This is a genomic window from Shewanella sp. 3_MG-2023, from assembly GCF_030548765.1.
Taxonomy (GTDB): Bacteria; Pseudomonadota; Gammaproteobacteria; order Enterobacterales; family Shewanellaceae; genus Shewanella.
In genome coordinates this window covers 1-25,499 of sequence record NZ_JAUOSH010000019.1, presented here as the reverse complement: position 1 = coordinate 25,499, position 25,499 = coordinate 1, and the positions used below count along the sequence as shown (strand labels likewise).

At 40.8% G+C, this 25,499-nt stretch carries 27 protein-coding genes; 14 read left to right on the top strand and 13 right to left on the bottom strand.

Annotated features, from left to right (window positions below; genetic code table 11):
• Positions 1 to 5 precede the first annotated feature (5 nt).
• The 3 genes from Q4591_RS12085 to Q4591_RS12075 all read right to left on the bottom strand — a co-directional run bounded on the left by Q4591_RS12085 (position 6) and on the right by Q4591_RS12075 (position 1,874).
• The gene (locus tag Q4591_RS12085) at positions 6 to 446 is read right to left on the bottom strand and encodes a YcgN family cysteine cluster protein (RefSeq protein WP_303461206.1); all 441 of its coding nucleotides are present in this window, start codon (positions 444 to 446) and stop codon (positions 6 to 8) included.
• Positions 447 to 486: 40 nt separating this feature from the next.
• On the bottom strand, positions 487 to 1,461 hold the full coding sequence (locus Q4591_RS12080; protein WP_102437295.1) for a lytic transglycosylase domain-containing protein: 975 nt from the start codon (positions 1,459 to 1,461) through the stop codon (positions 487 to 489).
• Between the two features lie 134 nt (positions 1,462 to 1,595).
• Positions 1,596 to 1,874 carry a YcgL domain-containing protein gene (locus Q4591_RS12075; protein ID WP_102437293.1) on the bottom strand — a complete coding sequence of 93 codons (279 nt, stop codon included), beginning with the start codon at positions 1,872 to 1,874 and terminating at the stop codon, positions 1,596 to 1,598.
• Positions 1,875 to 1,996: 122 nt separating this feature from the next.
• Between Q4591_RS12075 and minC the strand changes: the two genes are divergently transcribed.
• Genes minC through minE form a run of 3 tightly spaced genes read left to right on the top strand, consistent with a single transcriptional unit; the run spans position 1,997 to position 3,763 of the window.
• Complete coding sequence (minC, locus tag Q4591_RS12070) at positions 1,997 to 2,662, top strand: septum site-determining protein MinC (protein ID WP_076537727.1); 666 nt, start codon at positions 1,997 to 1,999, stop codon at positions 2,660 to 2,662.
• Between the two features lie 28 nt (positions 2,663 to 2,690).
• Positions 2,691 to 3,500 (top strand): septum site-determining protein MinD, encoded by an 810-nt coding sequence (minD, locus tag Q4591_RS12065; RefSeq protein ID WP_076537724.1) that lies wholly within the window; start codon positions 2,691 to 2,693, stop codon positions 3,498 to 3,500.
• A gap of 2 nt (positions 3,501 to 3,502) precedes the next feature.
• Positions 3,503 to 3,763: a cell division topological specificity factor MinE gene (minE, locus tag Q4591_RS12060; RefSeq protein ID WP_076537720.1), complete on the top strand. Its 261-nt coding sequence runs from the start codon at positions 3,503 to 3,505 to the stop codon at positions 3,761 to 3,763.
• A gap of 117 nt (positions 3,764 to 3,880) precedes the next feature.
• Here minE and rnd read toward each other — a convergent pair whose 3' ends face one another.
• The 8 genes from rnd to Q4591_RS12020 all read right to left on the bottom strand — a co-directional run bounded on the left by rnd (position 3,881) and on the right by Q4591_RS12020 (position 12,870).
• The gene (gene rnd / locus Q4591_RS12055; RefSeq protein ID WP_102476621.1) at positions 3,881 to 4,993 is read right to left on the bottom strand and encodes a ribonuclease D; all 1,113 of its coding nucleotides are present in this window, start codon (positions 4,991 to 4,993) and stop codon (positions 3,881 to 3,883) included.
• A 69-nt stretch (positions 4,994 to 5,062) separates the two neighbouring features.
• On the bottom strand, positions 5,063 to 6,736 hold the full coding sequence (fadD, locus tag Q4591_RS12050; RefSeq protein ID WP_102437289.1) for a long-chain-fatty-acid--CoA ligase FadD: 1,674 nt from the start codon (positions 6,734 to 6,736) through the stop codon (positions 5,063 to 5,065).
• Between the two features lie 230 nt (positions 6,737 to 6,966).
• A complete protein-coding gene (locus tag Q4591_RS12045) occupies positions 6,967 to 7,881 on the bottom strand; it encodes an alpha/beta hydrolase (RefSeq protein ID WP_102476620.1) in 915 nt (304 codons plus the stop codon).
• A gap of 43 nt (positions 7,882 to 7,924) precedes the next feature.
• Positions 7,925 to 8,701, bottom strand: a complete 777-nt coding sequence (locus Q4591_RS12040; protein WP_303461253.1) for a class I SAM-dependent methyltransferase — start codon at positions 8,699 to 8,701, stop codon at positions 7,925 to 7,927.
• 165 nt (positions 8,702 to 8,866) lie between these two features.
• Entirely contained in the window at positions 8,867 to 9,553 is a 687-nt protein-coding gene (locus Q4591_RS12035) for a M50 family metallopeptidase (RefSeq protein ID WP_102476618.1), read from the bottom strand.
• Positions 9,546 to 9,944: a hypothetical protein gene (locus Q4591_RS12030; protein WP_303461203.1), complete on the bottom strand. Its 399-nt coding sequence runs from the start codon at positions 9,942 to 9,944 to the stop codon at positions 9,546 to 9,548. The genes Q4591_RS12035 and Q4591_RS12030 overlap by 8 nt, the downstream gene beginning before the upstream one ends.
• A 127-nt stretch (positions 9,945 to 10,071) precedes the next feature.
• Positions 10,072 to 10,779: a tRNA (adenosine(37)-N6)-threonylcarbamoyltransferase complex dimerization subunit type 1 TsaB gene (gene tsaB / locus Q4591_RS12025; RefSeq protein ID WP_303461202.1), complete on the bottom strand. Its 708-nt coding sequence runs from the start codon at positions 10,777 to 10,779 to the stop codon at positions 10,072 to 10,074.
• Positions 10,780 to 10,926: 147 nt separating this feature from the next.
• The gene (locus tag Q4591_RS12020; RefSeq protein ID WP_303461200.1) at positions 10,927 to 12,870 is read right to left on the bottom strand and encodes an ATP-dependent DNA helicase; all 1,944 of its coding nucleotides are present in this window, start codon (positions 12,868 to 12,870) and stop codon (positions 10,927 to 10,929) included.
• Between the two features lie 585 nt (positions 12,871 to 13,455).
• On the opposite strand from Q4591_RS12020, the gene hisG reads away from it, so the two are divergent.
• The 8 genes from hisG to hisIE all read left to right on the top strand — a co-directional run bounded on the left by hisG (position 13,456) and on the right by hisIE (position 20,737).
• Positions 13,456 to 14,355, top strand: a complete 900-nt coding sequence (gene hisG, locus Q4591_RS12015; RefSeq protein WP_102437275.1) for an ATP phosphoribosyltransferase — start codon at positions 13,456 to 13,458, stop codon at positions 14,353 to 14,355.
• 26 nt (positions 14,356 to 14,381) lie between these two features.
• Positions 14,382 to 15,668 carry a histidinol dehydrogenase gene (gene hisD / locus Q4591_RS12010; RefSeq protein WP_303413178.1) on the top strand — a complete coding sequence of 429 codons (1,287 nt, stop codon included), beginning with the start codon at positions 14,382 to 14,384 and terminating at the stop codon, positions 15,666 to 15,668.
• A gap of 23 nt (positions 15,669 to 15,691) precedes the next feature.
• The gene (gene hisC / locus Q4591_RS12005; RefSeq protein WP_102476616.1) at positions 15,692 to 16,759 is read left to right on the top strand and encodes a histidinol-phosphate transaminase; all 1,068 of its coding nucleotides are present in this window, start codon (positions 15,692 to 15,694) and stop codon (positions 16,757 to 16,759) included.
• A gap of 126 nt (positions 16,760 to 16,885) precedes the next feature.
• Positions 16,886 to 17,953 (top strand): bifunctional histidinol-phosphatase/imidazoleglycerol-phosphate dehydratase HisB, encoded by a 1,068-nt coding sequence (gene hisB / locus Q4591_RS12000; RefSeq protein ID WP_102437271.1) that lies wholly within the window; start codon positions 16,886 to 16,888, stop codon positions 17,951 to 17,953.
• Positions 17,954 to 17,962: 9 nt separating this feature from the next.
• On the top strand, positions 17,963 to 18,601 hold the full coding sequence (gene hisH, locus Q4591_RS11995; RefSeq protein WP_102437269.1) for an imidazole glycerol phosphate synthase subunit HisH: 639 nt from the start codon (positions 17,963 to 17,965) through the stop codon (positions 18,599 to 18,601).
• Positions 18,598 to 19,335 carry a 1-(5-phosphoribosyl)-5-[(5-phosphoribosylamino)methylideneamino]imidazole-4-carboxamide isomerase gene (hisA, locus tag Q4591_RS11990; RefSeq protein ID WP_102437267.1) on the top strand — a complete coding sequence of 246 codons (738 nt, stop codon included), beginning with the start codon at positions 18,598 to 18,600 and terminating at the stop codon, positions 19,333 to 19,335. The genes hisH and hisA overlap by 4 nt, the downstream gene beginning before the upstream one ends.
• Positions 19,317 to 20,090 carry an imidazole glycerol phosphate synthase subunit HisF gene (hisF, locus tag Q4591_RS11985; protein ID WP_102437265.1) on the top strand — a complete coding sequence of 258 codons (774 nt, stop codon included), beginning with the start codon at positions 19,317 to 19,319 and terminating at the stop codon, positions 20,088 to 20,090. Before hisA ends, hisF begins: the two co-directional genes overlap by 19 nt.
• A 23-nt stretch (positions 20,091 to 20,113) precedes the next feature.
• The gene (hisIE, locus tag Q4591_RS11980; protein ID WP_303461197.1) at positions 20,114 to 20,737 is read left to right on the top strand and encodes a bifunctional phosphoribosyl-AMP cyclohydrolase/phosphoribosyl-ATP diphosphatase HisIE; all 624 of its coding nucleotides are present in this window, start codon (positions 20,114 to 20,116) and stop codon (positions 20,735 to 20,737) included.
• A 123-nt stretch (positions 20,738 to 20,860) separates the two neighbouring features.
• Here hisIE and Q4591_RS11975 read toward each other — a convergent pair whose 3' ends face one another.
• Positions 20,861 to 21,307: a DUF4826 family protein gene (locus Q4591_RS11975; protein WP_102437261.1), complete on the bottom strand. Its 447-nt coding sequence runs from the start codon at positions 21,305 to 21,307 to the stop codon at positions 20,861 to 20,863.
• Positions 21,308 to 21,568: 261 nt separating this feature from the next.
• On the opposite strand from Q4591_RS11975, the gene Q4591_RS11970 reads away from it, so the two are divergent.
• The 3 genes from Q4591_RS11970 (at position 21,569) to Q4591_RS11960 (ending at position 23,960) form a co-directional block, all read left to right on the top strand.
• On the top strand, positions 21,569 to 22,600 hold the full coding sequence (locus tag Q4591_RS11970; protein ID WP_076537679.1) for a Glu/Leu/Phe/Val dehydrogenase: 1,032 nt from the start codon (positions 21,569 to 21,571) through the stop codon (positions 22,598 to 22,600).
• Between the two features lie 338 nt (positions 22,601 to 22,938).
• On the top strand, positions 22,939 to 23,361 hold the full coding sequence (locus Q4591_RS11965; RefSeq protein ID WP_102476614.1) for a CBS domain-containing protein: 423 nt from the start codon (positions 22,939 to 22,941) through the stop codon (positions 23,359 to 23,361).
• Between the two features lie 254 nt (positions 23,362 to 23,615).
• Entirely contained in the window at positions 23,616 to 23,960 is a 345-nt protein-coding gene (locus tag Q4591_RS11960) for a hypothetical protein (protein WP_102437257.1), read from the top strand.
• A gap of 150 nt (positions 23,961 to 24,110) precedes the next feature.
• On the opposite strand, the gene Q4591_RS11955 is transcribed toward Q4591_RS11960, so the two are convergent.
• A complete protein-coding gene (locus tag Q4591_RS11955) occupies positions 24,111 to 24,503 on the bottom strand; it encodes a PliI family lysozyme inhibitor of I-type lysozyme (RefSeq protein WP_303461195.1) in 393 nt (130 codons plus the stop codon).
• Between the last annotated feature and the right edge of the window lie 996 nt (positions 24,504 to 25,499).

The following is a 25,499-nucleotide window of genomic DNA, read 5'->3' as shown; positions in this document are numbered from 1 at the left end:
AATGACTATTCAACGTCTTTTAATGGCCAAAGTACGATATAGTCTTCTAGCTCACGTACTTTGGTTTCATTAATGGTTTTACCCTTCACCGATATGCCAGCTTCATGCATGGCCTCTTTAGAACCTGTCAGTAAAGGATGCCAGATGGGAAGCGTTTTGCCTTGGTATAAACGCTTATAAGCACAAGAATCTGGTAGCCATGTTAATTCAGCTACATTATCTGCAGTAATGGCCGTACAGGCTGGAACATATTTGAAGCGTTCAGGATAACGTCGACAACCGCCAGATTCATCATCTAACAAATGACAAGCTGCATTGGTGTAATACAACTCTTCTGTTTCATCATCGATTAATTTGTTTAAGCAGCATTTTCCACAACCATCGCACAGTGATTCCCACTGCACGATACTCATTTCTTCGAGTTTTTTTTCATTCCAAAAAGACATAGTTCAATAGTAATAAAATAACATTGCCGCTATTGTACCACTAATTGATTGGCGGATTTTTGATTCGTTCAGAAAGGTAAGTCACAGTTAATAAAAAATGTTCGCTGTTAGACCATTTTTGAAGCAGTTTGAAATTATTATACACCAGATATTGGCGACCTTTTTCACCGTCAGGCATTAACAAAGCAACTTGCATATCATCACGCTTGGGCAAATCATTACCGTTATAGCGACGTACACCAAGCGCTTGCCATTCATTAAACGTTTTAGCATTGTCTATACCGGTATCTTCCACGGCTAATGCTTCAATTGAGCTAACTTGACGCCCCCAGGTTTCATCATTACGCCAACCGGATGCCTGCAGCATTGATGCTGCAGTTGCAAAGGCATCGTACTGATTATTCCAAATATCTTTATTGCCATCGCCATTACCATCTTGCGAAAAAGCTAAGTACTGTGACGGCATTAATTGTAGGTGGCCCATAGCGCCAGTTGATGAACCGATTAATTGCTCGTATTGAACATCATTAGATTCAATGATGCGTAAAGCAGCAATAAATTCATCAATGTAAAATTGCTCACGATTGCCAGAATAAGCATTGGATGCGGTGACAGATAAAATCGGAAAATTACCTTGTTGCTCACCAAACTCTGAGGTTAATCCCCATAGCGCAACTAAAAAACGTGGCTGAACACCATAACGATCGCCAATAGCAACGATAGCGTCTTGTTGCTCTTTGAGCATAGCTCTTGCGGTAACGACGGTTATTTCAGGTACATTTTTAGGTATGTAACTTTCTAGATTCAAACTGGTTTCAGAGCCCTTTACTGTGGCTCTTTTAAACACTTTGATTTTTGAGAAATGTTCATCGATCGTGTTTGAGGAAATACCCGCAGCGATAGCTTTATCTTTAAGTGAGTCTAAATAATCATCAAAACTAATATCTTGCTGCGCAAAAACCAAATTCACAGCCAATAAATAAACTATTACAGATGAAATGATCTTCCAAATCATAAATTGTCCTAAATTAACTCAGCATTGCTATTCTTATTTTTATTAACTAAACGTTAACACGTTTTAGCAGGCACCGGAATAGTAAAATATATAATTATATCATAAACAAACTATAACTATTTTAAAAAATATCGCTAGTCATTTAAACCTAAACTTCTACGATGCTCTGCCAGTAAATTAACAACAGGGGGCGGTATTTGTAAATAGTAGCCTTTGTCAGCAAGCTCAGCTTTTACTTTTTCAATGTCGGCCATGGCAAGTTCAGTTCTTTTTAATAAAGGCACCATCATCACCAGTTTGGGGACGCCAAACATTTTCATTAAAGCCTCAGGAACGGCATCGAAATTGTCACGCTTCTCGACAAATAAATAGGTATCAACTTTTCGACTACTTTTATATACAGTACAAATCATCTTGGGGTTAAATTCCTCTGTTTCTTGCTTGATAGTAAACAACGCACACTATAACATGGACAATGATTAAATTAATTGTAATTCAGTTCTTAGACTGACATTTTTTGGAGAGTAAAGCCTGGATGGCCACACAAAGTCTCGAGTTAAAAGCTACCTCTTTCACGCTTTCAGTACTCCATATCAACACCCATGATTTCAACGCTATTGCAGCTGACTTAGAAAGTAAATTATCCCAAGCGCCACAGTTTTTTATTGGTGCACCGTTAATCTTAAATTTAAGTGCAATTGAGCAAGAAAACATTAATTTAGCCGCATTAAAACAACTTCTTACTGATAACCAACTCATTATAGTGGGTGTAACATCAGCAAATGAAAGCATTAGTAGCCAAGCCAAACTATTAGGCCTTGCAGTGGTTAAATCAGGCAAACAAGCTAAAAGTATGCCTGCGCCATTAAAAGAAACCAAAATAGTTAAGCAAAATATCCGTTCAGGACAACAAATTTACGCAAAAAATGCTGATTTAGTCATTTTTGGTGCGGTTGGCAATGGCGCAGAAGTCATTGCAGATGGTAGCATTCATATATACGGTGCATTACGTGGCAAAGCAATGGCCGGGGCGTCTGGCGATGTTAATAGTATTATTATTGCCAATGCATTAGACCCCGAACTCGTTTCTATTGCTGGGCAGTATTGGTTAGCTGAGCATTTGCAACAAAACTGCAGTGACCAACGCGGCTGCATTCGCTTAAATGGCGAAACACTCATGGTTGAATCATTGCCACAGTAAGTGGCAACTTAAAAGGATATATAACAACATGGCACAGATTATTGTTGTCACATCAGGAAAAGGCGGTGTTGGTAAAACAACCTCAAGCGCAGCAATAGCGACTGGCTTAGCCTTGAAAGGAAAGAAAACAGTCGTCATTGATTTTGATATCGGTTTACGAAACCTCGATTTAATTATGGGTTGTGAGCGACGAGTCGTTTACGACTTTGTCAATGTTATCAATGGTGAAGCCAATCTTAATCAAGCATTAATCAAAGATAAGCGTTGTGACAAACTGTTTATTTTACCCGCGTCACAAACACGTGATAAAGATGCCCTGACTAAAGAAGGCGTTGGCGGTGTATTAGAAGAGCTAAGCAAAGATTTCGATTATATTGTTTGTGACTCACCGGCAGGAATCGAGCAAGGCGCAATGATGGCATTGTATTTTGCTGATATTGCTATTGTTACCACCAACCCAGAAGTCAGTTCAGTACGAGATTCTGACCGTATTTTGGGAATGTTGCAAAGCCGTTCACGTCGAGCTGAACAAAATTTAGAACCTATTCAAGAGTTTCTATTACTAACACGTTATTCTCCTGCTAGAGTTAAAACAGGTGAAATGCTCAGTGTTGAAGATGTGAATGAGATTTTGGCAATTAAATTACTTGGGGTCATTCCTGAGTCACAAGCAGTGCTAAAAGCTTCAAACTCTGGTGTGCCAGTAATTATCGATGACGAAAGTGATGCAGGTCTTGCTTATGCTGATACTGTACAACGTTTACTTGGTGAAGAAGTACCATTTAGATTTCTGACAGAAGAGAAAAAAGGATTCCTAAAAAGGATATTTGGTAGCTAACTATGTCTATACTCGACTACTTTAAAAGTAACAAAAAAACCAACACAGCGGTCACAGCTAAAGAGCGTTTACAAATTATTGTTGCGCACCAACGTGGTGAACGTGACGCGCCAGATTATTTTCCGAAAATGAAACAAGAGATCCTTGAAGTCATTAGAAAATATGTACATATCTCTGAAGATCAGGTATCGGTTCAATTAGAACAAAATGATGAAAACCTATCTGTATTAGAACTAAATGTGACCTTACCTGAAGGTAAGTAAGCCTGAGTTTGTGCCTGAGCTTGTAAAAAATACTCTCTAGTCACAGAGCGTAAAGAAAAGCCAAGAGTTTACTCTTGGCTTTTTTGTAGCAACAATTTTTACACTTGATGTGTCTATTTAGCTAAACTTGATTGCAACTAGGGCATCTTTTACTAGCTTGGCGCGCCAGCCTTTTAATAACAATGGTTTTTCTGCAGGTTGCTTATTGTACAACCACATTAAAAACTCATGAATTAAACGTTTAGAACCGATAAACTCAATAGCAACGTCATGTTGCTCAGCCACCTGAATAAGAATATTTTTCACTTCTTTAAATGAGGCTTTGTAACCATTTTTCAGAGCGATTACATCTACTGCTTCAGGCAGATTGTTTAAGTCAGCAGTTTGTAACACTTTAATCAGTTCTTTACCGTGAAAGCGTTTTTCATGCTCTGTTAGATCATTTAGCTGATTAAGCTCAATCACTGTCTTAGGTTGTTTTTTAGCTAATGCAATTAAGGCATGATCTTTAATGATAAACCCAAGGGCTGAGTCTTTTTTCAACGCTTTTTGTAAGCGCCAAGTAGCTAATACTTTTAAGTAAGCGAGCTGCTGTGGAAATAGTTGAAACGCATTTTTCACTTTTAAATAAGCAAGCTCTTCATCAGGCGGAGTTAAACGCCCTTCTGTCATGCGCTCACCTTCTTCAAGTAGCCAATCCATACGGTTAGATTGTTGTATTTTCGCTAACAATTGCGGGTAAAGCTTGTAAAGGTAAAACACATCATTTGCAGCGTATTGCAGTTGTGCATCAGTCAGTGGACGTTTCATCCAGTCGGTGCGTGATTCACCTTTATCTATTTCGATATCTAAAAAGGTATTAACCAGTTTCGCGTAACCTAAACCATGCCCTAGGCCTGTAAAGGTCGCTGCAATTTGACTATCAAATAAGGGACTTGGCTGACATTGACCATAGCGCGCGAACACTTCTAAGTCTTCACTGCATGAATGAACAAGTTTAGTGATCTTCGTATCTGACAATAACTGCCAAAATGCTGATAAATCAGCTAAGGCAACGGGATCAATCAACGCTAGCGTCTTACCATCATAGGCTTGAATAAGCCCTAACTTTGCGTAATAAGTTCGTGTTCTAACAAATTCGGTATCAAGCACAAGTAATTCACTTTGCTGATACTGTGCTACTAATTTCGCTAAACTTTCTGGGTCGCTGATATATTCAAACGATAACAAAATACGCTCCAATTTTATCTTTTTAACCAATATAAAGCTAATAAAAAGCCGGCTATTGCCGGCTTTACTTTACGCTGATTTAACTTCGTCTCGAAGTTCTCGTCGTAAAATCTTACCTACATTGGATTTGGGTAACTCATCTCTGAATTCTACCAGTTTTGGTACCTTATATCCTGTTAAATGTTGGCGACAATGCTTAATGAGATCGCGTTCAGTCACAGTGTTATCTTTTGCAACGACAAAAATCTTAACTAATTCCCCGCTTGCATCATTTGGAACACCAACAGCAGCAACTTCAACCACTTTTGGGTGCAATGCCACCACGTCTTCCACTTCGTTAGGGAAAACATTAAAGCCAGAAACTAAAATCATGTCTTTTTTACGGTCAACAATAAAAAAGAAGCCTTGCTCATCCATGTAACCAATATCACCCGTGGCTAACCAACCATCTTTATCAATCACTTTGGCAGTTTCTTCTGGGCGTTGCCAGTAGCCTTTCATTACCTGAGGGCCTTTAGCAAATAACTCACCTGTTTCACCTTGGGCTAATACCTTACCGTCATCATCTCGGACTTGAATGAAAGTCGAAGGAGCAGGAAAACCAATTGAGCCATTGTAACCTTCGAGGTTATAAGGACAACAGGTCACTAGTGGTGATGCCTCGGTTAAACCATAACCTTCTAACAGGCGCGTTTTGGTAATGGCCTGCCATTTATCAGCCACTGCTTTTTGTACCGCCATGCCACCGCCAATTGAGAACTTTAAGCGGCTAAAATCTAAATTTTTAAAATCTTCGTTATTCACTAAGGCATTAAATAAGGTATTAACCCCAGTTAAGGCTGTGAATGGATATTTCTTAAGTTCACCAATAAATGCTGGCAAATCTCTTGGGTTAGTAATAAGTAAGTTTTTACTGCCCTTGTGTAAAAACAATAGGCAATTAACAGTTAATGCAAATATGTGATAAAGCGGTAAAGCGGTAACCACAAACTCTGAGCCATTTTTTAAGGCTGGCGAATAGGCACCATTAGCTTGCAAGACATTACTGACCACATTGCCGTGAGTTAGCATTGCGCCTTTAGAAACACCTGTGGTACCACCGGTGTACTGTAAAAATGATAAGTCATCAGTGGTTATCTCAGGCTTGATATATTGTAAACGGCGACCTTTGGTAAGCGACTGTCTGAAAGATAATGCATGTGGCAAATCATATTTAGGCACCATCTTTTTGATATATTTAACAATAAAGTTAACTAGGGTGCGTTTAGGTGCACTAAGCTGATCACCAAGCCCGGTGATAATCACAGATTCTACCGGTGTTTCTGCAACGACTTCTTCAAGGGTGCGGGCAAAATTAGATACCACCACAATAGCCTTAGCGCCAGAGTCGACTAACTGATGTTTAAGTTCTCTTGGGGTATAAAGTGGATTGACGTTTACCACTACCATCCCTGCACGTAAAATACCAAACAGTGCAATAGGGTATTGCAACAGGTTTGGCATCATTAACGCGACTCTATCGCCTTTTTCAAGCTTGAGTTCGTTTTGTAAATAGGCAGCAAATGCACGACTTCTTTCTTCTAACTTACGATAGGTTAATGTCGCCCCCATGTTGATAAAAGCAGGCTGATCAGCATATTTAGACACTGCTGTTTCAAACATGTCTACCAAAGAGGTAAATTGTTCAGAGTCAATTTCTGCTGGTACATTTTCTGGTAAATTATTAATCCAAGGATGGTCCACAATTTTCTCCTATTTAATTAGCCCATTGCTATGAAGGAGCCCTTCAATATTGGCAAGGTCTAAAAATCACTGCTCTTTAAAACTAGCGTAAAATTTTATTATTGTTAGTCGCAGCAAAGTTGTTTGCGTTAATTTTTATTGTTTAGCCATAAAATCATACGGCCGTTTAAATTCGGACCATAATCACATAAATGAAATAAAAATCCTAGTGATTTCACCACAACAAGATACTAACTTAGAATAAAAGTTCTAATTTTATCGGACACAAGCTTTGCACTACCCATATGTAGGTGGTGATCACCTTCAATTTGTATATGGGATAGGCGACTAAACCATGATAATGCTTGAGGTAAAGCTAATTTTAACTGCTTAAAGCCCTGCTCGCCTAATATTAATAAACACTGGGTATCGCTCATGCTCATTAATGCGTCAACCTGTTCAAAGGTTAAACGATAAGGTGAGTCTAGCTTAAGGCGGGGATCACTTTTCCAACATAATTGCTGATGTTTAATTTCAACATTACGTTTAATGATTAACTCACACCATACTTTATCAAGGCCAGTTAACTGATGACGGGCATTAACCGCCCTGTCGAGGGTAAAGCTTTGCTTAACTATTGCTATGTTTGCCATCGATGATTTAGCGCCATTAAAACGATTATGCTGTTGAAAGCTATTAATCAACCGCTTTTGGGCATGGGTTGGCTTTTCATATAACGGTGCTAATGCTTCAATCAAAATGAGCTTATCGACTTTGTGTGCAAAGCAAGCATTATAAGCCGCAGCAATAATACCACCTAAAGAGTGTCCAATGATGTTGAGGGGGGTTGAAGGGCTTATTTGATTGATTAATTCATCCAAGTCATAAATATAATCAAGCCAATGAAGTGGATAACTACCAGGTCTATGTTGTGAATTACCGTGACCTGGCCAATCAATAGCGAGTAGTTGAAATTGGCTTAATATACCCTGAGTATGTAACGCTTTAGCTAAAGGTTCAAAGCTATCAGCATTATCTAACCAGCCATGTAAAGCCAATAAAATAGGCTTATTTTTACAGCCATAGCGTTTGGCGCTTAAACGAATATGAGCCAATTGAAAATCGACTTCTTCAACTGGCAGCGATTGTTCAATTGACTCATTCATAAGCACGTAATTGACTCTTTTTATCTGAATGTCTAACTTAAGATTACTTAGCTTTTTTGATGAATTTTAGCGTCATGCGATCGCTTTCACCAATAGCAATGTATTTTTCTTTATCTACATCTTCTAACGCTAAACGTGGAGGTAAAGTCCAAACCCCTTTAGCATAATCTTTGGTGTCATTAGGGTTCGCATTGATTTCAGAGGTTGCCGCTAAAGTGAAGCCCACTTTTTCAGCTAGAGTAATCATTTCAGCTTGATCCATATAACCGCTTTCAAATGACATTCCAGGGTTTGATCTGTGTTCTACTACACCAAACACACCACCCTCTTTTAACACTTTATAAGATGCAGTGAAGGCATTTTCTAATTGCGCTTGCCCAGCCCAATTATGTAGGTTTCTGAAAGTCAGTACATAATCAACACTGTTATCATCCCCTAAAGCTAATGATGCTGGCGGCTGGAATGTAACTGTTGAAGCATTGCCTAATACCGCTTTGTTTTCAGCAAGCCAAGCTTCAAACTTTTTACCGGCTTTAGCGTAATACTGGGTTCTTTTAGTGTCTTCTTTTGGGTTGGTCTCAAAAATCGCACCAATATAATGGCCTTTATCAGCTAGGTATGGTGCTAAAATTTGCGCATACCAGCCACCGCCAGGCCATAATTCAATCACGGTATCATCAGGTTGAATACCTAAAAATGTTAAAGTTTCTGATGGGTTACGGTATTTATCCCGTGCGCTACTTTTCTCGGTTCTGAAATCACTGGCGACGGCTGCAGCCAGTTGCGGGTTAACCTTAACAGCCTGTGTATTTTCAGCCATGCCATGGTTATGAGCTATTGCTGTGTTAGTGACAGCAGACAAGCCTAAAACGCTAAGCCCAATAGCGGTAGATAATAATAACGTACGTTTCATTGTCTTCTCCCTGAAGAAATTGTCTCGAAAATATCAGCAACTGGTACGGCAAAGGTTGCTAAGTCGATCACTTTAGCCGATTGGCAGCTTTTTGTCGTCAACTCTTTTCCAACACATCCATAACATAAAACAACTGAATATCAGCCACATAATCACCCATATCCATGCAGGAATCCAAGTCAGTTGCGACAGTTTAGCTGCATCCCCTTGGCCTACGACTCGAAATAGTACCGTAGGGCTCGCCATGGCATTTAAGACAATCATCAATCCCATGACCCTTAATAGGCTATTAAGTAAAGCATTATGATCAAATTTAAGAGGTAATAAGAATACCACCGCAAGTGAAATTAATATGCCGATGGTGAGTAGATCCCGTGCCCACAGGATTAATGAACCAATAACGGTTATTCCTAAAATGCCTAAGGTAAAGCGGATCCCTGCACGCCAAGTGGCTAGCAAGAAAATCATATAGCCCCACAAGGCAGCACCGGGGTAGCCAGAAAAAGTAATCAATGGCGCAAAACCGCCTTGAGTAAAACAAAGGCCTGCACCATTGGGAAACAACTGGATTTTAGTGACTATGCCGCCAGATAAGATGGCTGCTATGCCATGAGATATTTCATGGAAATAACTTTCAAACCATTTGAATGGAATACTAATGAAAGGCAGTTTGGTAATTAAAAAGGCAAATAATAGTTCGAGAAAAAAGCGACCTTTTGAAGGGATAGCGGATAACTTGTTAGGTCGCGCATCATGCATATAAATCTATTCCTACCATTTGTTGAATATGTTCTCGTTGCGCAGAATGTTGGTTTATTAAATATTCTTGTATCGCACCAGCACTGGCCAATGTCTGACAATGGTCTTTGAGTGGCTTATCTCTTGTCGCTGACGCCATGTCATTGTCGTATTGCAATTTAGCATCAAGCTTGGAATCAAATTCTGCGCTAGTTAGCGCCGGTAACTGTTTGCTGTCATCTTTAACGGCATCAAGCGTATCTGTTTGATTAGTTAGTTGAGTTTGATTTTGTAATGCAGAAAGCTTAACAACAGCGTTAGTTGAGATAGCTGAAACGTTTTTATGGCCATTAATATTGCTGGGATTATAGGAGGATAAAGGCTGAACTGAAGTATGTAAAAAAGCATTCATTGTTATCACTCCTATTATAAAAAGCCATTATGGCGCATTTGACAATGGCAACCCAATCGGCCTTATCTGTTACATCAGTGATAGCTGACAATAGCTCCCTATCACTGCTGTAAACTCATGGTGTTATTTATTCACGACCAGGTAATTTTTTCCAGGTGACTTTGTCACGTAAATACACAGGTGCAAGTTCATCCACTGAGGTCGCAAGTCCTTGCTCATGAGCTTTTATAGCTAACTTAATCATAGCTGATGCGTCGGGTAATGTTATCTGGGTCGCCTGTTTTTTCGCTACATCATTTAATAAATCTGGATAGGCTACAAAACCAGTGCCACAAATATGCATTGGCTTTTGCTTATCTAAAATAACGTCAACTGAATCAGGGCTAGAAACATGCTCAGCCCCCACTAGCGTTGCAATGCCGTCGACATTAATAAATTGTCCCCAATAAATTTCACTCATACGGGCATCAATGGCACAAAATATCTGTTCAGCTTGTTCGGTTTCGATGGTCATTTGCGCCATTGCAGCCAAGGTTGATACTCCAATCACGGGAATATCATGACCAAGCGCGAGGCCTTGAGTCATACTGGTACAAATACGAATACCGGTAAAGCTGCCAGGTCCACGACCATAGGCTATTAAATTTACATTTGAAATTTTAATGCCGGCTTCGGTTAGCACCTCATCAACCATAGGTAATATACGTTGGCTATGCTCTCTTGGTGCATCAAACACGCGATTATACTGTTTGTTGTCATGTAACAAAGCCGCTGAACAAGATTCAGTGCAAGTATCTAATGCGAGAATCGTTAAATCTGTATGAAGTTGAGTCATGTAAAAACGTGTTTACCTTACCATTAACTATGGAAAAAATGCTGGGCTAACTAATGCTGAGTATGGTGATTTAGCTAAATAACCTAAAGCCTGCAAGGCATTGTATCGGCACTGAGTCAGCTAAATCATCAACTGCAGTATAATAACTTATGGGATGCTTTTTAAAAAGCTTAACGCTTTATCTAAATCTCGGGTGCGATGCATTGGCGGTAACGAGTTAATAAAAGCTTCACCATAAGCTTTGTTTACGATGCGATTGTCGCACAATATTAACACCCCGCGATCTTTCTCATCTCGAATTAACCGTCCTACACCCTGCTTTAAACTGATCACCGCTTGGGGCAAAGATATACTGGCAAAGGGATCTTTATTACTGCGTTCAGCATTAGCTGCACGGGCGCGGTACAAGGTATCATCAGGTGAAACAAACGGCAGCTTATCAATAATCACACAGCTAAGTAGCCGCCCTCTTACATCGACACCTTCCCAAAAACTGCTGGTGCCAAGTAATACCCCATTACCGAGTTGCCTGAACTTGTTTAACAGACTTTGTTTACTGGCCGAGCCTTGCACTAACAAGGGGTATTGCACTCGCCTTTGTAATGCGATAGCCACTTGCTGCAACATCTGGTGACTGGTAAATAAAATAAACGTTCGCCCTTGGGCCGCATTAATGGCTTGAATACAAACATCCACCAGCTGATTAACATTAGCTGCAGACTGGCCTGATTTCGCTAAATGGCGCGGCACGCAAAACATGGCTTGATTGGGGTAATCAAATGGGCTATCTAAAATCATTTGCTTGGCTTTCGATAAACCCATTTCATCGGCAAAATGCGTTAACTGGCGATTAACCTGCAAGGTCGCCGAGGTAAAGATCCACTGGGTTTGCTTATCAAATAATTGCTGACATTGTTTAGCAATATTAATCGGCGAGATCCGTAGCATAGTATGCTGCCCGCTGGGCTCAACACTATAAGCTGCATTACTGTCATTGCATTCAAAGTAACTATAAAGATTAGCCACCAGTGTCGATAACTTCACTACAATGTCATCTAAAGATTCACTTCGTCCGACGTGTTCGGTAATAACCTGTGTTAATAAATTGAATTCTTTCAACAATTCCCAAGATGAACTCGCAAGTGATTTATTGGAAATAACCTGTCGCCAGTCAGAAACATCAGCATCAATCAAATCATTTTGCCACGAAGCCAATTTGATTAAACAACGTTGACTTAATTGCTCAAGCTGAATGGTATCGCGCAGCTCGTTGCGATAGACCTCAATGATACGATGAAGTAATCTGTCTAGCTCTCTGGTTGGAATTTGTTGGCCGAAATAATTAATACAAACATCAGGCACCAAATGTGCCTCATCAAAAACGACCACATCAGCATCGGGCAATAACTCGGCAAAGCCAGTGTCTTTTAATAAACGATCGGCAAAAAACAAGTGATGATTCACCACCACAACTTTGGCATCTTGTGCTTTTATTTTGGCTTTACGATTGAAACAATCATCATAAAAACTGCAACGTTTACCGGTACAAGTTTCTTTGGTGCTGGTTACTGTGGCAATGGTGGCTGAGTTTTCAGCCACAGCGGTCAAGTTACCAATATCACCATCTTTGGTCACACTGGCCCATTGATTAATTTTAATGAGTTCATCAACCACTTTCGGTGGCATCTGGCTAATATGTTGTAAGTTTTTGTCCAATTTTAATTGGCATAAGTAATTACTACGGCCTTTTAATAAGGCGGTTTTGGGCGCTACTGAAAACATCTTCAGTAATAAAGGTAAGTCTTTAAAAAATAACTGCTCTTGAAGGTTTTTACTGCCAGTGCTGATGATAATTTGTTTGCCACTTAATAACGCCGGGATCAGATAGCCGTATGTTTTACCCACCCCAGTACCAGCCTCAAGGATCACATTATGCTTTTGATCTATAGCATCGCTCACCGCCAGCGCCATATCGTATTGGCTTTGTCTTGGGCGATAGGAATGGATCCCTCTCGCTAATGCGCCAGTTGGCGAAAAAGCCAGTTGTACTTCTTTTTGTAATCGAGTGGTCACATTTGACTCTTTCAGCATTGATAGTAAGCAACTTATATGTGGCTTATTATCTATTTTAATCGCTTGGGTAACAATCTTTGCCTATCAATTTATCAATTTAAAGTTGCTATTCGAACAGTAATCTAGGCTCACTATTTTACAGCCCTTTTTAAATATCGATAAAATCCTTAACTTTACATAAACTAATGTTTATCATTAACTTGTATATACAAACTGGACAAATAAACGCCTAAAAACCATGTAATCATCAGCCTGATATAAGATATATTTTTTATTTCAAAAAAATACAAAATATGTGTTTATTCTGTATTGCAAACAAACTTAAAAGCGGTTAACGTGTTTGTACACAAATTACAGTCTGTCGCAAAATAGGTTGTAAAAAAATTACATACGTTAATTTAAAGAGAATTTATTATGTTCATCCGAATCAATACAAATCATCATCATCACCATATGCGGTAGCCTTCGGATGCTAACTGCCGAAGGACTATTTCCTTCAGGCGGTGGACAAAATACCCAAACCCCTGAAAGAAATTTCAGGGGTTTTTTAGTTTTAGGTTTTAAATATTTGTTTTTTATATCAATTTTATTAGAGGCTTCATTATGAGCGAAAATAACAGACTACGTATCGCAATCCAAAAATCTGGCCGACTTTCAAAAGAGTCTCAAAAGCTATTAAAAAGCTGTGGCGTTAAATTCAATGTTAATGAGCAGCGCTTGATTGTGCACGCTGACAACATGCCAATCGATTTATTGCGGGTACGTGATGATGATATTCCGGGTCTAGTTATGGATGGTGTGGTTGATTTAGGGATTATTGGCGAGAATGTTCTAGAAGAAGAACAAATAGAGCGTCAATCACTGGGTAAACCATCAGATTGCGTTAAATTACGCGAACTTGATTTTGGTGCTTGTCGTTTATCACTGGCGGTGCCTAATGAATTTAGCTACCAAGATGCCACTTCTTTAGAAGGTTTACGTATTGCCACTTCTTATCCCAACCTGCTACGTCGTTATATGCAAGAAAAAGGCATTAATTACAGTGACTGTATGCTTAAAGGTTCAGTTGAAGTCGCACCACGTGCAGGCCTTTCTGACGGGATCTGTGACTTGGTTTCAACTGGTGCCACCCTTGAAGCCAACGGCTTATACGAAACTGACGTTATCTACCGTTCAATGGCTTGTATTATCCAATCAGCACAAGAGCAAGTGCCTGCTAAACAAGCACTTATCGATAAAATATTATCACGCATGAATGGTGTGGTTCGCGCTCGCGAAAGTAAATATATCCTGCTACACGCGCCAACTGAAACATTAGATCAAATTGTGGCTTTATTACCGGGCGCTGAAAACCCAACTGTGCTGCCATTAAACGATGATAGCAATCGAGTTGCTGTTCACGCTGTCAGCACTGAAGATTTATTCTGGGACACGATGGAAGAATTAACCGCCTTAGGGGCAAGTTCAATTCTAGTTATGCCAATTGAAAAAATGGCGGGGTAGCCTTTATGGCAAATGTGAAGCAGCAAATGCAAATTCTTCAATGGACCAAGCTTGATGCTAAGGCGCAGCAACAAGCCTTAGCTCGCTCGCCATTAATTGGTGATGATAGTGTTGAGCAAACCGTGCGCGACATAATTAATGCTGTGGTTAAAGACGGCGATCAAGCGTTAACGCTCTTTAATCAAAAGTTTGATGGCGTTGAAGTCGACACCTTAGGGTTAACTGAGCAGCAAGTTAATGCCGCCTGCGCCCGCGTATCTGATGAGGTGAAGCAAGCCATTGCCGTGGCCTCAGAAAATATTGAACGCTTTCATCAGGCACAAACCTTTAGCCCTATTGATGTTGAAACTCAGCCAGGGATCCGCTGCGAGCTTCGCTCTGAAGCTATTGAAAATGTGGGTTTGTATATTCCAGGCGGCAGTGCGCCGTTGATTTCCACTGTAATGATGCTAGCGCTGCCGGCAAAAATTGCTGGATGCCAACAACGGGTTTTAGTTAGCCCGCCACCAATTAATGATGCCATTGTTTACGCAGCAAAAGTATGCGGCATCACTGAGATTTATCAAGTTGGCGGCGCACAAGCAATTGCCGCCCTCGCCTTTGGCACTGAAAGTATTCCTCAAGTAGACAAAATCTTCGGCCCTGGTAATCGCTTTGTGACTGAAGCAAAACGTTTAGTATCCCAAGATGGTCGCTGCAGTGTATCTATTGATATGCCAGCAGGTCCATCAGAGGTATTAGTGATTGCCGACAAAGACGCTGAGCCTGCGTTTGTTGCGGCAGATTTATTATCACAAGCTGAACACGGCCCTGATTCACAAGTTATGTTAGTTACTGAGTCTATGGCGTTAGCTGAAAAAGTTAATATGGCGCTTGAGTCTCAATTAAAGACCTTATCGCGCAGTGATATAGCAGCTCAAGCACTGAGCTGTAGTCGCAGTATTATTGTGAATGATATTGAGCAAGCGGCTTTAGTGTCTAATTTATATGGGCCGGAGCATTTAATCATTCAAACCAACAACCCACGTGCAGTTCTAAAACAAGTTCGCGGCGCAGGTAGCGTGTTTCTGGGTGCTTATACCCCTGAATCTGTTGGTGATTATGCTAGCGGCACTAACCATGTACTGCCGACATACGGTTATAGCCGCTCTGTATCAAGCTTATCCCTTGCAGATTTTAGCCGCCGCTTTACCGTACAAGAACTGAGCGCCCAAGGATTACAAAGCTTGGGTGAGACAGTGATGGTATTGGCTGAAAATGAATTACTCGATGCCCATAAGCAAGCCGTTGCCATACGTTTAAACAGCCTGTGAAATAAAAGTGAAGTGAGATTAGGATGATGACTGATTCGATGAATACGCCAATAGCAGCCAGACTTGCACGACCAGAACTGCTTGAGTTAACGCCTTACGAAAGTGCAAGGCGTATTGGCGGTCAAGGTGATGTATGGATAAACGCTAACGAGTCGCCATTTAACAATAATGAACTTGATAAGCTCAACCGTTACCCTGAATGCCAGCCAGCAAGTTTGATTAATGCTTATGCTGAATACTCAAAAGTGAGCGCAGATAAAATTGTCACTTGCCGCGGGGCTGATGAAGCTATCGAATTATTAATAAGAGCATTTTGTGTTCCTGCGGTTGATAGTATTGCGTGCTTTGGCCCCACTTATGGCATGTATGCCATCAGTGCTAAAACATTCAATATTGGCATCACCAACTTATCGCTGACCAAAGATTATCAGTTACCTGATGCTTTTGCCCAGCAAGTCGAGAATGCCAAACTGGTGTTTATTTGTAATCCGAATAACCCCACTGGCACCATCATGGATAAAGACACCATTGAAGCCGCTATTGCTGCTATGCCTAATGCCATTGTGGTGATTGACGAAGCCTACATTGAATTTTCAGCCCAATATTCTGTTGCAGACCTGCTCCCTAAGTACCCTAATTTAGTGGTGTTAAGAACATTATCAAAAGCCTTTGCACTGGCTGGCGCACGTTGTGGGTTCTTAATGGCAAATACCGACATCATTGATTTAATCATGCGAGTCATCGCGCCCTATCCGGTGCCTTTACCTGTTCAACAAGTGGCAGAAAAAGCCTTATCCGCAAATGGTATCTCCTTGATGCAACAACAGGTTGAAGCACTAAAAGTGCAAGGTAATAGATTATCCGCAACCTTAACTGAGTTTGGCGCCAAGGTATTACCTGCCAATGGCAATTTCATCTTAGCGGAATTTGAGGATGTAGAACGGGTCGCCGTCGCACTAAAACAAGCGGGCATTGTCGCAAGAGCCTACAAAGACAACAGACTTGCTTCGCGTATTCGTTTTAGTTTTAGCTCACCAGCCGATACCGATAGATTAATCACTATGTTCAGAACGCTAAAAACTCACTCTTAAACTAAATACAAAAAACGCTCAACCCCTATTAAAAATATAATCGCTGGATAAATAGCTACTCATAACGCATTAAATTAAGACGTTAACGTCCTGCGAAACAGAATGATAAAAATTGAAGGAAGTAAGATGAAACAGAAAATACTCTTTATCGACCGAGACGGTACTTTAGTTGAAGAACCAGCAGTAGATAAACAGCTCGATCGTTTAGACAAATTGGTGTTTGAGCCACAGGTTATCCCTTCTCTGCTTAAGCTACAAAAAGCGGGCTATCGCTTAGTCATGGTGTCTAATCAAGATGGTTTAGGCACAGACTCATTTCCACAAGCTGATTTTGATGCACCACATAACATGATGATGGACATTTTTTCGAGCCAAGGGGTGATATTTGATGATGTGGTTATCTGTCCTCATTTTGATGCTGACAATTGCAGTTGTCGTAAACCCAAGCTTGGCTTAGTCAAAGATTACTTAACCCAAGGTAAAGTGGACTTTACGACCTCTGCTGTTATTGGCGATCGCCACACAGATATTGAACTGGCTAATGCCATGGGTATTGCCAGCTTTCAATATCAGCGCGATGGCTTAGATTGGTTAGCTATTACCGATGCACTGCTCAATAAAGGCCGCACATCAGAAGTGGTTAGAACCACCAAAGAAACTGACATTAGAGTCAATGTGAACTTAGATGACACCAGTAAAGGCGTTATCAACACCGGCATTGGCTTTTTTGACCACATGCTTGATCAAATACAAACCCACGGTAATTTCAAAATGGACGTCACTGTTGATGGCGATTTAGAAATTGATGATCACCACAGCGTAGAAGACACCGCCCTTGCCATTGGCGATGCACTGCGCCAAGCATTAGGTGATAAGCGTGGTATAGCCCGTTTTGGTTTCAGTCTGCCTATGGATGAAGCCAGTGGTGAGTGTTTAATGGATATATCAGGTCGTCCTTTTATCAAATTCAATGCTGATTTTGAGCGTGAAATGGTCGGTGAGATGGCCACAGAAATGGTACCGCATTTCTTCCGCTCATTTGCTGATGGCCTTCGATGCACCTTGCATATCAGCACCACGGGCGACAATGATCACCACAAAGTGGAAGCTTTATTTAAAGTGCTGGGCCGCACCCTTCGTCAAGCCGTGAAAGTTGAAGGTGATATTTTGCCATCAAGTAAAGGCGTCCTGTAAGGAGTGAGTATGAATACTGACACTACTGTGATTTTAGACACTGGCTGCGCCAATTTAAGCTCGGTGCGCTTTGCCTTTGAACGCTTAAATGCCGACGTTATCGTGTCACGTGATCATGAGGTTATCAAAGCTGCCACCAGAGTAGTACTGCCTGGCGTAGGAACAGCTGGCGCTGCTATGGATGCCCTCAATAATCGTGATTTAACTGAGGTTATTAAACAGCTCAAGCAACCGGTTATGGGTGTTTGTCTTGGCATGCAAATGATGGCTGACAAGTCTATCGAACACGGTGGCCGATCAGAAGCAGGCCGCAGTGACAATGATATTACTTGCCTTGGTTTAATCCCAACACAAATTGATCATCTTGATAGTAAAGGACTACCACTACCTCATATGGGCTGGAACCAAATAAGCGTGTCAGATCATCCGCTATTTGAAGGGATAGAAGATGGCAGTTACGTGTACTTTGTCCATAGCTTTAAGGCACCGATAAATAAATACACCATCGCGACATCAGAATACGGTGAAAAGTTTAGCGCCGCCATTGGCAAAGACAATTTCTTTGGGGTCCAGTTTCACCCAGAAAAAAGCGCCAATGTCGGCGCCAAAATATTACAAAATTTCCTAAACATGGGGAAACCAGCATGATCATTCCAGCAATCGATTTAATTGATGGCCAAGTAGTGCGTTTGTACCAAGGTGACTATGCCCAGCAAACCACTTTTAATTTAAGCCCGTTAGCGCAATTGCAATCTTATCAAGACCAAGGCGCAAAGCTATTACACATTGTTGATTTAACTGGTGCGAAAGACCCTGAAAAACGCCAAATAGCACTCATTGGTGAATTAGTAGCGGGTCTGAGCACCGACATACAAGTTGGCGGCGGTATTCGCAGCGAACAGCAAGTTAAAGAGCTGCTTGAGCTAGGAGTTAAACGAGTCGTTATTGGCTCTCTCGCAGTTAAAGAACCAGCATTAGTTAAAAGCTGGTTGCTAAAATACGGTAGCGAAGCCATTTGTTTAGCACTTGATGTCAATATTAACCAGCAAGGCGAGAAAATTGTTGCAGTCTCTGGTTGGCAAACCGGTGGCGGGAAATCACTTGAATCCTTAGTCAGTGAATTTAAAACCGTTGGCCTTAAACATGCTTTAGTCACTGATATTAGCCGTGATGGTACCCTTCAAGGTGCTAACAATGAGCTTTATCAAGAGCTAGCAACCACCTACCCTGACATCAACTGGCAAGCATCAGGTGGCATTGCCTCACTTGATGATGTCGCTGCGGTGAGAGACAGTAACGCCGATGGTATTATCATAGGTAAAGCACTACTTATTCAAAACTTTACCGTTGAGGAGGCAATAACATGTTGGCCAAACGCCTAGTACCTTGCCTTGATGTGCGCGATGGCCAAGTGGTCAAAGGAGTGCAATTTCGTAATCATGAAATTATCGGTGATATTGAGCCCCTTGCTGCGCGTTACGCCCAAGAAGGCGCCGATGAATTAGTCTTTTACGATATTACCGCCAGTGCCCATGAACGGGTCATAGATAAATCCTGGGTAAGCCGGGTTGCTGCGCAAATTGATATTCCGTTTTGCGTCGCTGGCGGCATTAAAACCATTGAGCAAGCTCGGCAAATGCTGGCCTATGGCGCAGATAAAATCTCCATCAACTCGCCAGCGCTTACAGATCCTAGCTTGATATCAAGGCTTCAAGATGAGTTTGGCCGTCAATGTATTGTGATTGGCATTGATTCATTTTATGACGCCGACTCAAACAGCTATAAAGTAAAGCAATTTACTGGTGATGAAGCCGCCACTAAAGACACCCAATGGTACACCCAAGATTGGGTTGAAGAAGTCCAAAAACGCGGCTGTGGTGAAATTGTTTTAAATGTAATGAACCAAGATGGTGTGCGCGGTGGTTACGACATTACACAACTGAGCATCGTCAGAGCCATATGTGATGTACCATTAATAGCATCCGGCGGTGCTGGCACCATGGCACATTTCAAAGAGGTGTTTGAACAAGCGAATGTCGATGCCGCCCTTGCAGCGAGTGTGTTTCATAAAGGCATTATTGATATCAATGAATTAAAACAATACCTAGCCCAGCACAAGATCGCGATCAGGCTATAACTTACAAAACAACAGAGAACACTATGACAACACAAATTACCTTTGATGGCAGTAAGTTAGATTGGGAAAAACAACAAAACTTAATTCCTGCTGTAGTGCAAAACCACCTTACCGGTAAAGTCTTGATGCTAGGTTATATGGACCCAGCAGCACTGGCTAAAACCCTTGAAACAGGCAAAGTCACCTTTTTTAGTCGCTCAAAACAGCGCTTGTGGACAAAAGGTGAAACCTCAGGCAATACCCTAGATTTAGTCGCCATCGATCAAGATTGCGATAATGACAGCTTGCTTGTGCAAGTCATCCCTAATGGCCCAACTTGTCATACCGGCACAGAAAGCTGCTGGGAAGATGGTAATGCCCATAGCTTTATCGATAACTTAACCAATGTGATTATTTCTCGCAAAGGCCAAAGCGCCGAATCAAGTTATACCGCATCTTTATTTGAGCGTGGCACCAAACGAATTGCCCAAAAAGTCGGTGAAGAAGGTTTAGAAACAGCACTAGCGGCAGCCACTAATGATAAAGAAGAATTGATCAATGAAGCTTCAGATCTAATGTATCACTTAATCGTGTTACTTGAAGATCAAAAGCTATCAATGGCACAGGTAAACCAAAACCTAATGCTGCGTCATCTAAATAGTAAGTAGTAGATAAGCCACTTTCTATAGCGTGAATTATTTACTGCAGATTAGGCAACAAAAAAGGCACTATCAAGTGCCTTTGTTATTTTTATTAAAAACAGCTAATTACGGCGTTTTAAAATATAGCTGCTAGGCTTGATCAGCCCATAGTTTTTCATCACCATGCATCTTATAAAGACTTTCAGCACGAGACACTAATAAGTTAGCAAACTTCAATTGAGTTTCATCTCGGGTCACCCCTGACTTATGTAGGTTTTCTGCTTTAAGTTGCCACATCATTGAAAAATGACGAATCGCATCGCGGGCAGTTGCAGCAACTTTAACATCAACATAATCAGACGGTAAATCACCAGACATCACCCAAAATGTTTGCTTAGTTGGCTGCTTGGACTCCATTTTCCAAATCGCTAAATAAGGCACTAAATAACGGCTTTCATCAGCAATGACTTTTGATGGTATTACACCTTTTTCAGCGAGAAATCGGTTCGCTTTTTGAAATTGTGTTTTTACCCATTCCTGTCTTAATTGCTCAGGATCTTGTTGCGCAGTTGTCGGCTCAGCCACTGATTCACTCATACTACCTTCCTATTTTATTGTTATTTGTTGTCATCATTAATTCAACAATTGCACTCATTTTCAGCTCAAAATGTTACGAAACGATTAAAAAGTTTACGTTTACGTAAAGTGGCAAGCAAAATTGCCACGTAGATCACAAAATTAAATGAATCTAACTTTGTTGAGAGTATCGCTAAATGCTATCGTTCTGCAATAAATATCATAAGCCGTCGTTAATCAGCAGTGGTTGACGACTAATAAATCGCACAGCGGAGATCACAAGTGGCTCTATTTAATCATGTCTCGTTTGATGAACACGAACAGGTCGTGTTTTGTAACGACAAAGAAAGTGGCTTAAAAGCAATTATTGCCATTCACAATACTAACCTTGGGCCAGCAGTTGGCGGGTGTCGTATGTGGAACTACGATTCAGATGATGAAGCACTGACTGACGTATTACGTCTTTCACGTGGTATGACTTATAAAAATGCACTTGCTGGATTAACCATGGGTGGCGGTAAGTCAGTGATCCTTGCCGATCCTAAAACTACAGATCGTGAAGCGTTATTCCGCGCTTTTGGCCGCTGTATTCATACACTTGGCGGTAAATATTTTTCAGCGGAAGATGTTGGCGTAACCACAGCCGATATCATGATTGCTCATGAAGAAACCCCATACATGGCAGGCCTTGAAGGTAAAAGTGGTGATCCTTCACCTTATACTGCTTTAGGTACCTACCTTGGCATTAAAGCAGCGGTAAAACACCAACGTGGTCTTGATAGCTTAAAAGGCCTTAAAATTTCAGTTCAAGGTGTGGGTCATGTGGGATATTACTTATGTAAACACCTGCATGAAGAAGGCGCTGAATTAATCGTAACTGATATTCATCAAGCATCACTTGATAAAGTGGCGACTGAATTTGGCGCGACAGTGGTTGCTCCACAAGACATTTATACTCAAGATGTTGATGTGTATGCGCCATGTGCTTTAGGTGCCACTATCAATGACACGACTATCCCGTTATTAAAAGCAACGATTGTTGCTGGTTGTGCCAATAACCAATTAGCAGAAGTACGCCATGGTGAAACATTAAAAGACATGGGTATTTTATACGCCCCTGACTATGTCATTAATGCTGGCGGTATCATTAATGTTTCGTTTGAAAGTGACTATGATGCAGCTAAATCAACTCAAAAAGTTGAAGAAATCTACAACACGCTTCTAAAAATATTTAGCCAAGCTGATGCAGAAAACCGCACCACAGGCGATGTTGCTGATGATATGGCACGTGCCATTATCAATGGCGCAAAGTAACTGTTAGCGCAGTTGATTTAATAACAGCCGATTAAGTAAAAATACTTAAACGCACATTAATTGCTAAAGAGCACCTATTTAAGGTGCTCTTTTTGTTTCCGACTTCTGACAGGTCAATAAATTAACTTTATACCCATCTTGAATCAATTTTAAATTTATCTTTCAATTCCTGTTTAAACTCAGCTGTTAACTCAGCGATAACTCAGAAATAAGCTTTGAAAGCTTTGAACTGTACACCTCAAAGTAGCTGAATTTAACCTCATAAACTGTATCTTAATTTGATATTTGTTGTCGCTGCAATTGTCTGATATAACTTAATAAAGGAATGGGAGGAAGCGATGAAAACAATTGAACATGTAATGAGTCCTCGAGTTGTCACTGTTGAAATGGATGACAGAATAACTATCGCTAAAAACATTTTTGATAATATGCCATTTCATCATTTAGTGGTGAAGGATGAGCATAATCAAGTTGCAGGTGTTTTATCACGAAAAGATTTATTTAACGCCATAAGTCCCAATTTAGGCACAGCTGCCGAGTTAACCCGCGACATTGATACACTGCAAAAACGAGTTCATCAGGTAATGTCACACCATCCGATCACCATAGGGCCAGAGATAACAATTGAACAAGCCTCACAAATATTACTAACTGAAGGTATAACTTGTTTACCAGTACTTAAAAACCAACAGCTTATTGGAATCGTAAGCTGGCGAGATCTGCTATCTCATTATTGTCATTTAGGCTGCAGCGCCGCTTAAAAAGGCATCTAGTGATTGCAGGTATATCACTCTCCACTTATTCGCCCCTTGAGGTTAAAATCATTGCCAATCTCAAGTGTGGCCCCCTGTATTACGCCGAATATACAAGTATTGTCAGCTTTTGAAATAAAAAATATTTTCCTTATCTCAACAAGTACATAGTCTAAGATTCAAAAATAGTTCATCTGATAAACTGGAAAACGTCATATTTGTCTGCTTATCTTAAGGTAGCTTTAGCAGCCAAGGAGTAGGTCATGACAAGTTTTACATATCAGCTGAATCAAGAGAAAATTGAGTTGCATGCCAGTGACTGGAGTGGTGTTGAGCGAGTATTAGTTAACGACAAAGTGGTTTCAAGCAAAATTAACTTTGGTCAGCGCAGTACTCACCAAATTAAGCTACAAAATGGCAAACCTTGCATGTTGCAGTTGCTTATTGATCCCCAAACAGAACAGCTTACCTGTCGGGTGTACAAGCAAAACGAATTGATTGCCAATTTGAAAGAAGGTAAAACCAAGCTGTTAAGCAGTAAAATTATTTTTGAAGCCAGTGTATTACTCGCCTGTTTAGCAAGCTTAGGGCTTTACTGGATGAGTTAGAGGCTTATTGGCTAGTGTGCCTTTGACTTGTTAAATTAACAAGGCTGCTAAAATCTATCTCTCCACACAATAAAAGCCACTTTAAGTGGCTTTTTGGTTATTTATTCATTCATTGAATACAACATAGGAATAAAGGCCGTAAATGCCCTATTAGCATAATGACAAGCTGTCATTATTGATACAAACCAGCTGCGTGTTTTCATAATTACCGCTACCTGCAGTTACTGTGGTAATGGTTATTTTGCGAAGCGGTTCAGACTCAATAGCCACCGACAATATGGTGCCATCTCGGGCAATAATCAGCCCATCAATAAAATCTCCCACATTTAAGTCAGCATATAATTTAATGCTCATAGTACCAATTGATCGTGGTTCAAGCCGCCCTTCTGCAATCACGAGCGTTTGATTATTATCCAGTGGATACGCTTTAATAAAGGTGCCGCTAGTTGAGGTGGATATCTGATAACCATCCTTAGCATAGGAAGGACTAGCAAGGAACAAAAGCACAGCGCTTATTAACATCATTAATTTTAACTTCATCATGTCACCTATATATCAGTCAGTAAACTTAACTATAGCAGTTGTTTAGACTTCTTAGAGCAAGATCTCTTTCAAGCTAGATAGTAACTTTCTAACTTACTTTTGATGGCAGATATTAGCTTGCTAAAGCGTTTATGCCCCATAGCCATTTTGAATAAATCAACGTCGCGGTACTGAGTTCACAGCTGATTTATAACGCTGGATTTCACTTAATTTCCAAACTCCGTTTGGATTAACGTCGTGGCGCTTCGCCCCTTCTTTTGCAAAGAGCAGAGTCAAGGGGGAAAGCGCACACATTTTACAAAAGAAGCCCTTAACAATCCCTCAGCACCCCAACGAAAAATGCTGAAAAACGCATGATTTTCGACGGGGATTGATCCAGCTTCTGACTTCGTTTGTAGACTGCTTCGGTCTTATTCAAAAATGCTAGCGCTTCCGATGGTGCATCCATGCACCGCGAAAGCTAGCTTGGCATCCATGCCAAGCTCACGGCTTTTCTCGATGACCTCAATTCATATTGAGTCTTTTAGCTGATTAGATTCTTGGTATTTTTAGCTTTTTAATTGCAACAAATAAAGTCAAATCGAAGAGAGAATAATTCCAGTGTAGATGCAGCAGCGAGCTTCTGACTGCCAAGGATGGAGGGAATGTCATTATTTGTAGGGAACAAATATGACCAAAACATGGCGAAGTTTCACAGTGTGAAACGCTCTAAGCGAGAGGCATGGATGCCGAACTGGCCGTTTAACATGGATGTTATTTGTTTTCGCAGAGCCCACAGGGATGTGTTCACGGCGTGTCTTGGATGCATCTGCACATAAGCCTGCGGCAGGCAATGGATTAGATTGGAGTAATGGCCTGCTGTAACTGAGCCAATTTAAATGAAGTATAAAGTTAGTGATCGTAACACATTTATGCCCCGAAATGAGTTGGTGCTAGCAATGGGATAATCAGCATAACCTTACTTTTTCTAATCGATTATGACCGCCTTACTTGTCG

What these genes read in the sequence shown, in the direction of transcription:
- Q4591_RS11955 (WP_303461195.1), bottom strand. Translation starts at nt 24,503, where the DNA reads ATGATGAAGTTAAAATTAATGATGTTAATAAGCGCTGTGCTTTTGTTC.
- Q4591_RS12075 (WP_102437293.1), bottom strand. Translation starts at nt 1,874, where the DNA reads ATGATTTGTACTGTATATAAAAGTAGTCGAAAAGTTGATACCTATTTA.
- hisA (WP_102437267.1), top strand. Translation starts at nt 18,598, where the DNA reads ATGATCATTCCAGCAATCGATTTAATTGATGGCCAAGTAGTGCGTTTG.
- Q4591_RS12040 (WP_303461253.1), bottom strand. Translation starts at nt 8,701, where the DNA reads ATGGCTGAAAATACACAGGCTGTTAAGGTTAACCCGCAACTGGCTGCA.
- hisF (WP_102437265.1), top strand. Translation starts at nt 19,317, where the DNA reads ATGTTGGCCAAACGCCTAGTACCTTGCCTTGATGTGCGCGATGGCCAA.
- Q4591_RS12045 (WP_102476620.1), bottom strand. Translation starts at nt 7,881, where the DNA reads ATGAATGAGTCAATTGAACAATCGCTGCCAGTTGAAGAAGTCGATTTT.
- Q4591_RS11975 (WP_102437261.1), bottom strand. Translation starts at nt 21,307, where the DNA reads ATGAGTGAATCAGTGGCTGAGCCGACAACTGCGCAACAAGATCCTGAG.
- Q4591_RS12080 (WP_102437295.1), bottom strand. Translation starts at nt 1,461, where the DNA reads ATGATTTGGAAGATCATTTCATCTGTAATAGTTTATTTATTGGCTGTG.
- minE (WP_076537720.1), top strand. Translation starts at nt 3,503, where the DNA reads ATGTCTATACTCGACTACTTTAAAAGTAACAAAAAAACCAACACAGCG.
- hisD (WP_303413178.1), top strand. Translation starts at nt 14,382, where the DNA reads ATGCAAATTCTTCAATGGACCAAGCTTGATGCTAAGGCGCAGCAACAA.
- hisIE (WP_303461197.1), top strand. Translation starts at nt 20,114, where the DNA reads ATGACAACACAAATTACCTTTGATGGCAGTAAGTTAGATTGGGAAAAA.
- minC (WP_076537727.1), top strand. Translation starts at nt 1,997, where the DNA reads ATGGCCACACAAAGTCTCGAGTTAAAAGCTACCTCTTTCACGCTTTCA.
- Q4591_RS12035 (WP_102476618.1), bottom strand. Translation starts at nt 9,553, where the DNA reads ATGCATGATGCGCGACCTAACAAGTTATCCGCTATCCCTTCAAAAGGT.
- Q4591_RS11965 (WP_102476614.1), top strand. Translation starts at nt 22,939, where the DNA reads ATGAAAACAATTGAACATGTAATGAGTCCTCGAGTTGTCACTGTTGAA.
- Q4591_RS11960 (WP_102437257.1), top strand. Translation starts at nt 23,616, where the DNA reads ATGACAAGTTTTACATATCAGCTGAATCAAGAGAAAATTGAGTTGCAT.
- hisH (WP_102437269.1), top strand. Translation starts at nt 17,963, where the DNA reads ATGAATACTGACACTACTGTGATTTTAGACACTGGCTGCGCCAATTTA.
- hisB (WP_102437271.1), top strand. Translation starts at nt 16,886, where the DNA reads ATGAAACAGAAAATACTCTTTATCGACCGAGACGGTACTTTAGTTGAA.
- tsaB (WP_303461202.1), bottom strand. Translation starts at nt 10,779, where the DNA reads ATGACTCAACTTCATACAGATTTAACGATTCTCGCATTAGATACTTGC.
- Q4591_RS12020 (WP_303461200.1), bottom strand. Translation starts at nt 12,870, where the DNA reads ATGCTGAAAGAGTCAAATGTGACCACTCGATTACAAAAAGAAGTACAA.
- hisC (WP_102476616.1), top strand. Translation starts at nt 15,692, where the DNA reads ATGATGACTGATTCGATGAATACGCCAATAGCAGCCAGACTTGCACGA.
- Q4591_RS12085 (WP_303461206.1), bottom strand. Translation starts at nt 446, where the DNA reads ATGTCTTTTTGGAATGAAAAAAAACTCGAAGAAATGAGTATCGTGCAG.
- hisG (WP_102437275.1), top strand. Translation starts at nt 13,456, where the DNA reads ATGAGCGAAAATAACAGACTACGTATCGCAATCCAAAAATCTGGCCGA.
- minD (WP_076537724.1), top strand. Translation starts at nt 2,691, where the DNA reads ATGGCACAGATTATTGTTGTCACATCAGGAAAAGGCGGTGTTGGTAAA.
- Q4591_RS12030 (WP_303461203.1), bottom strand. Translation starts at nt 9,944, where the DNA reads ATGAATGCTTTTTTACATACTTCAGTTCAGCCTTTATCCTCCTATAAT.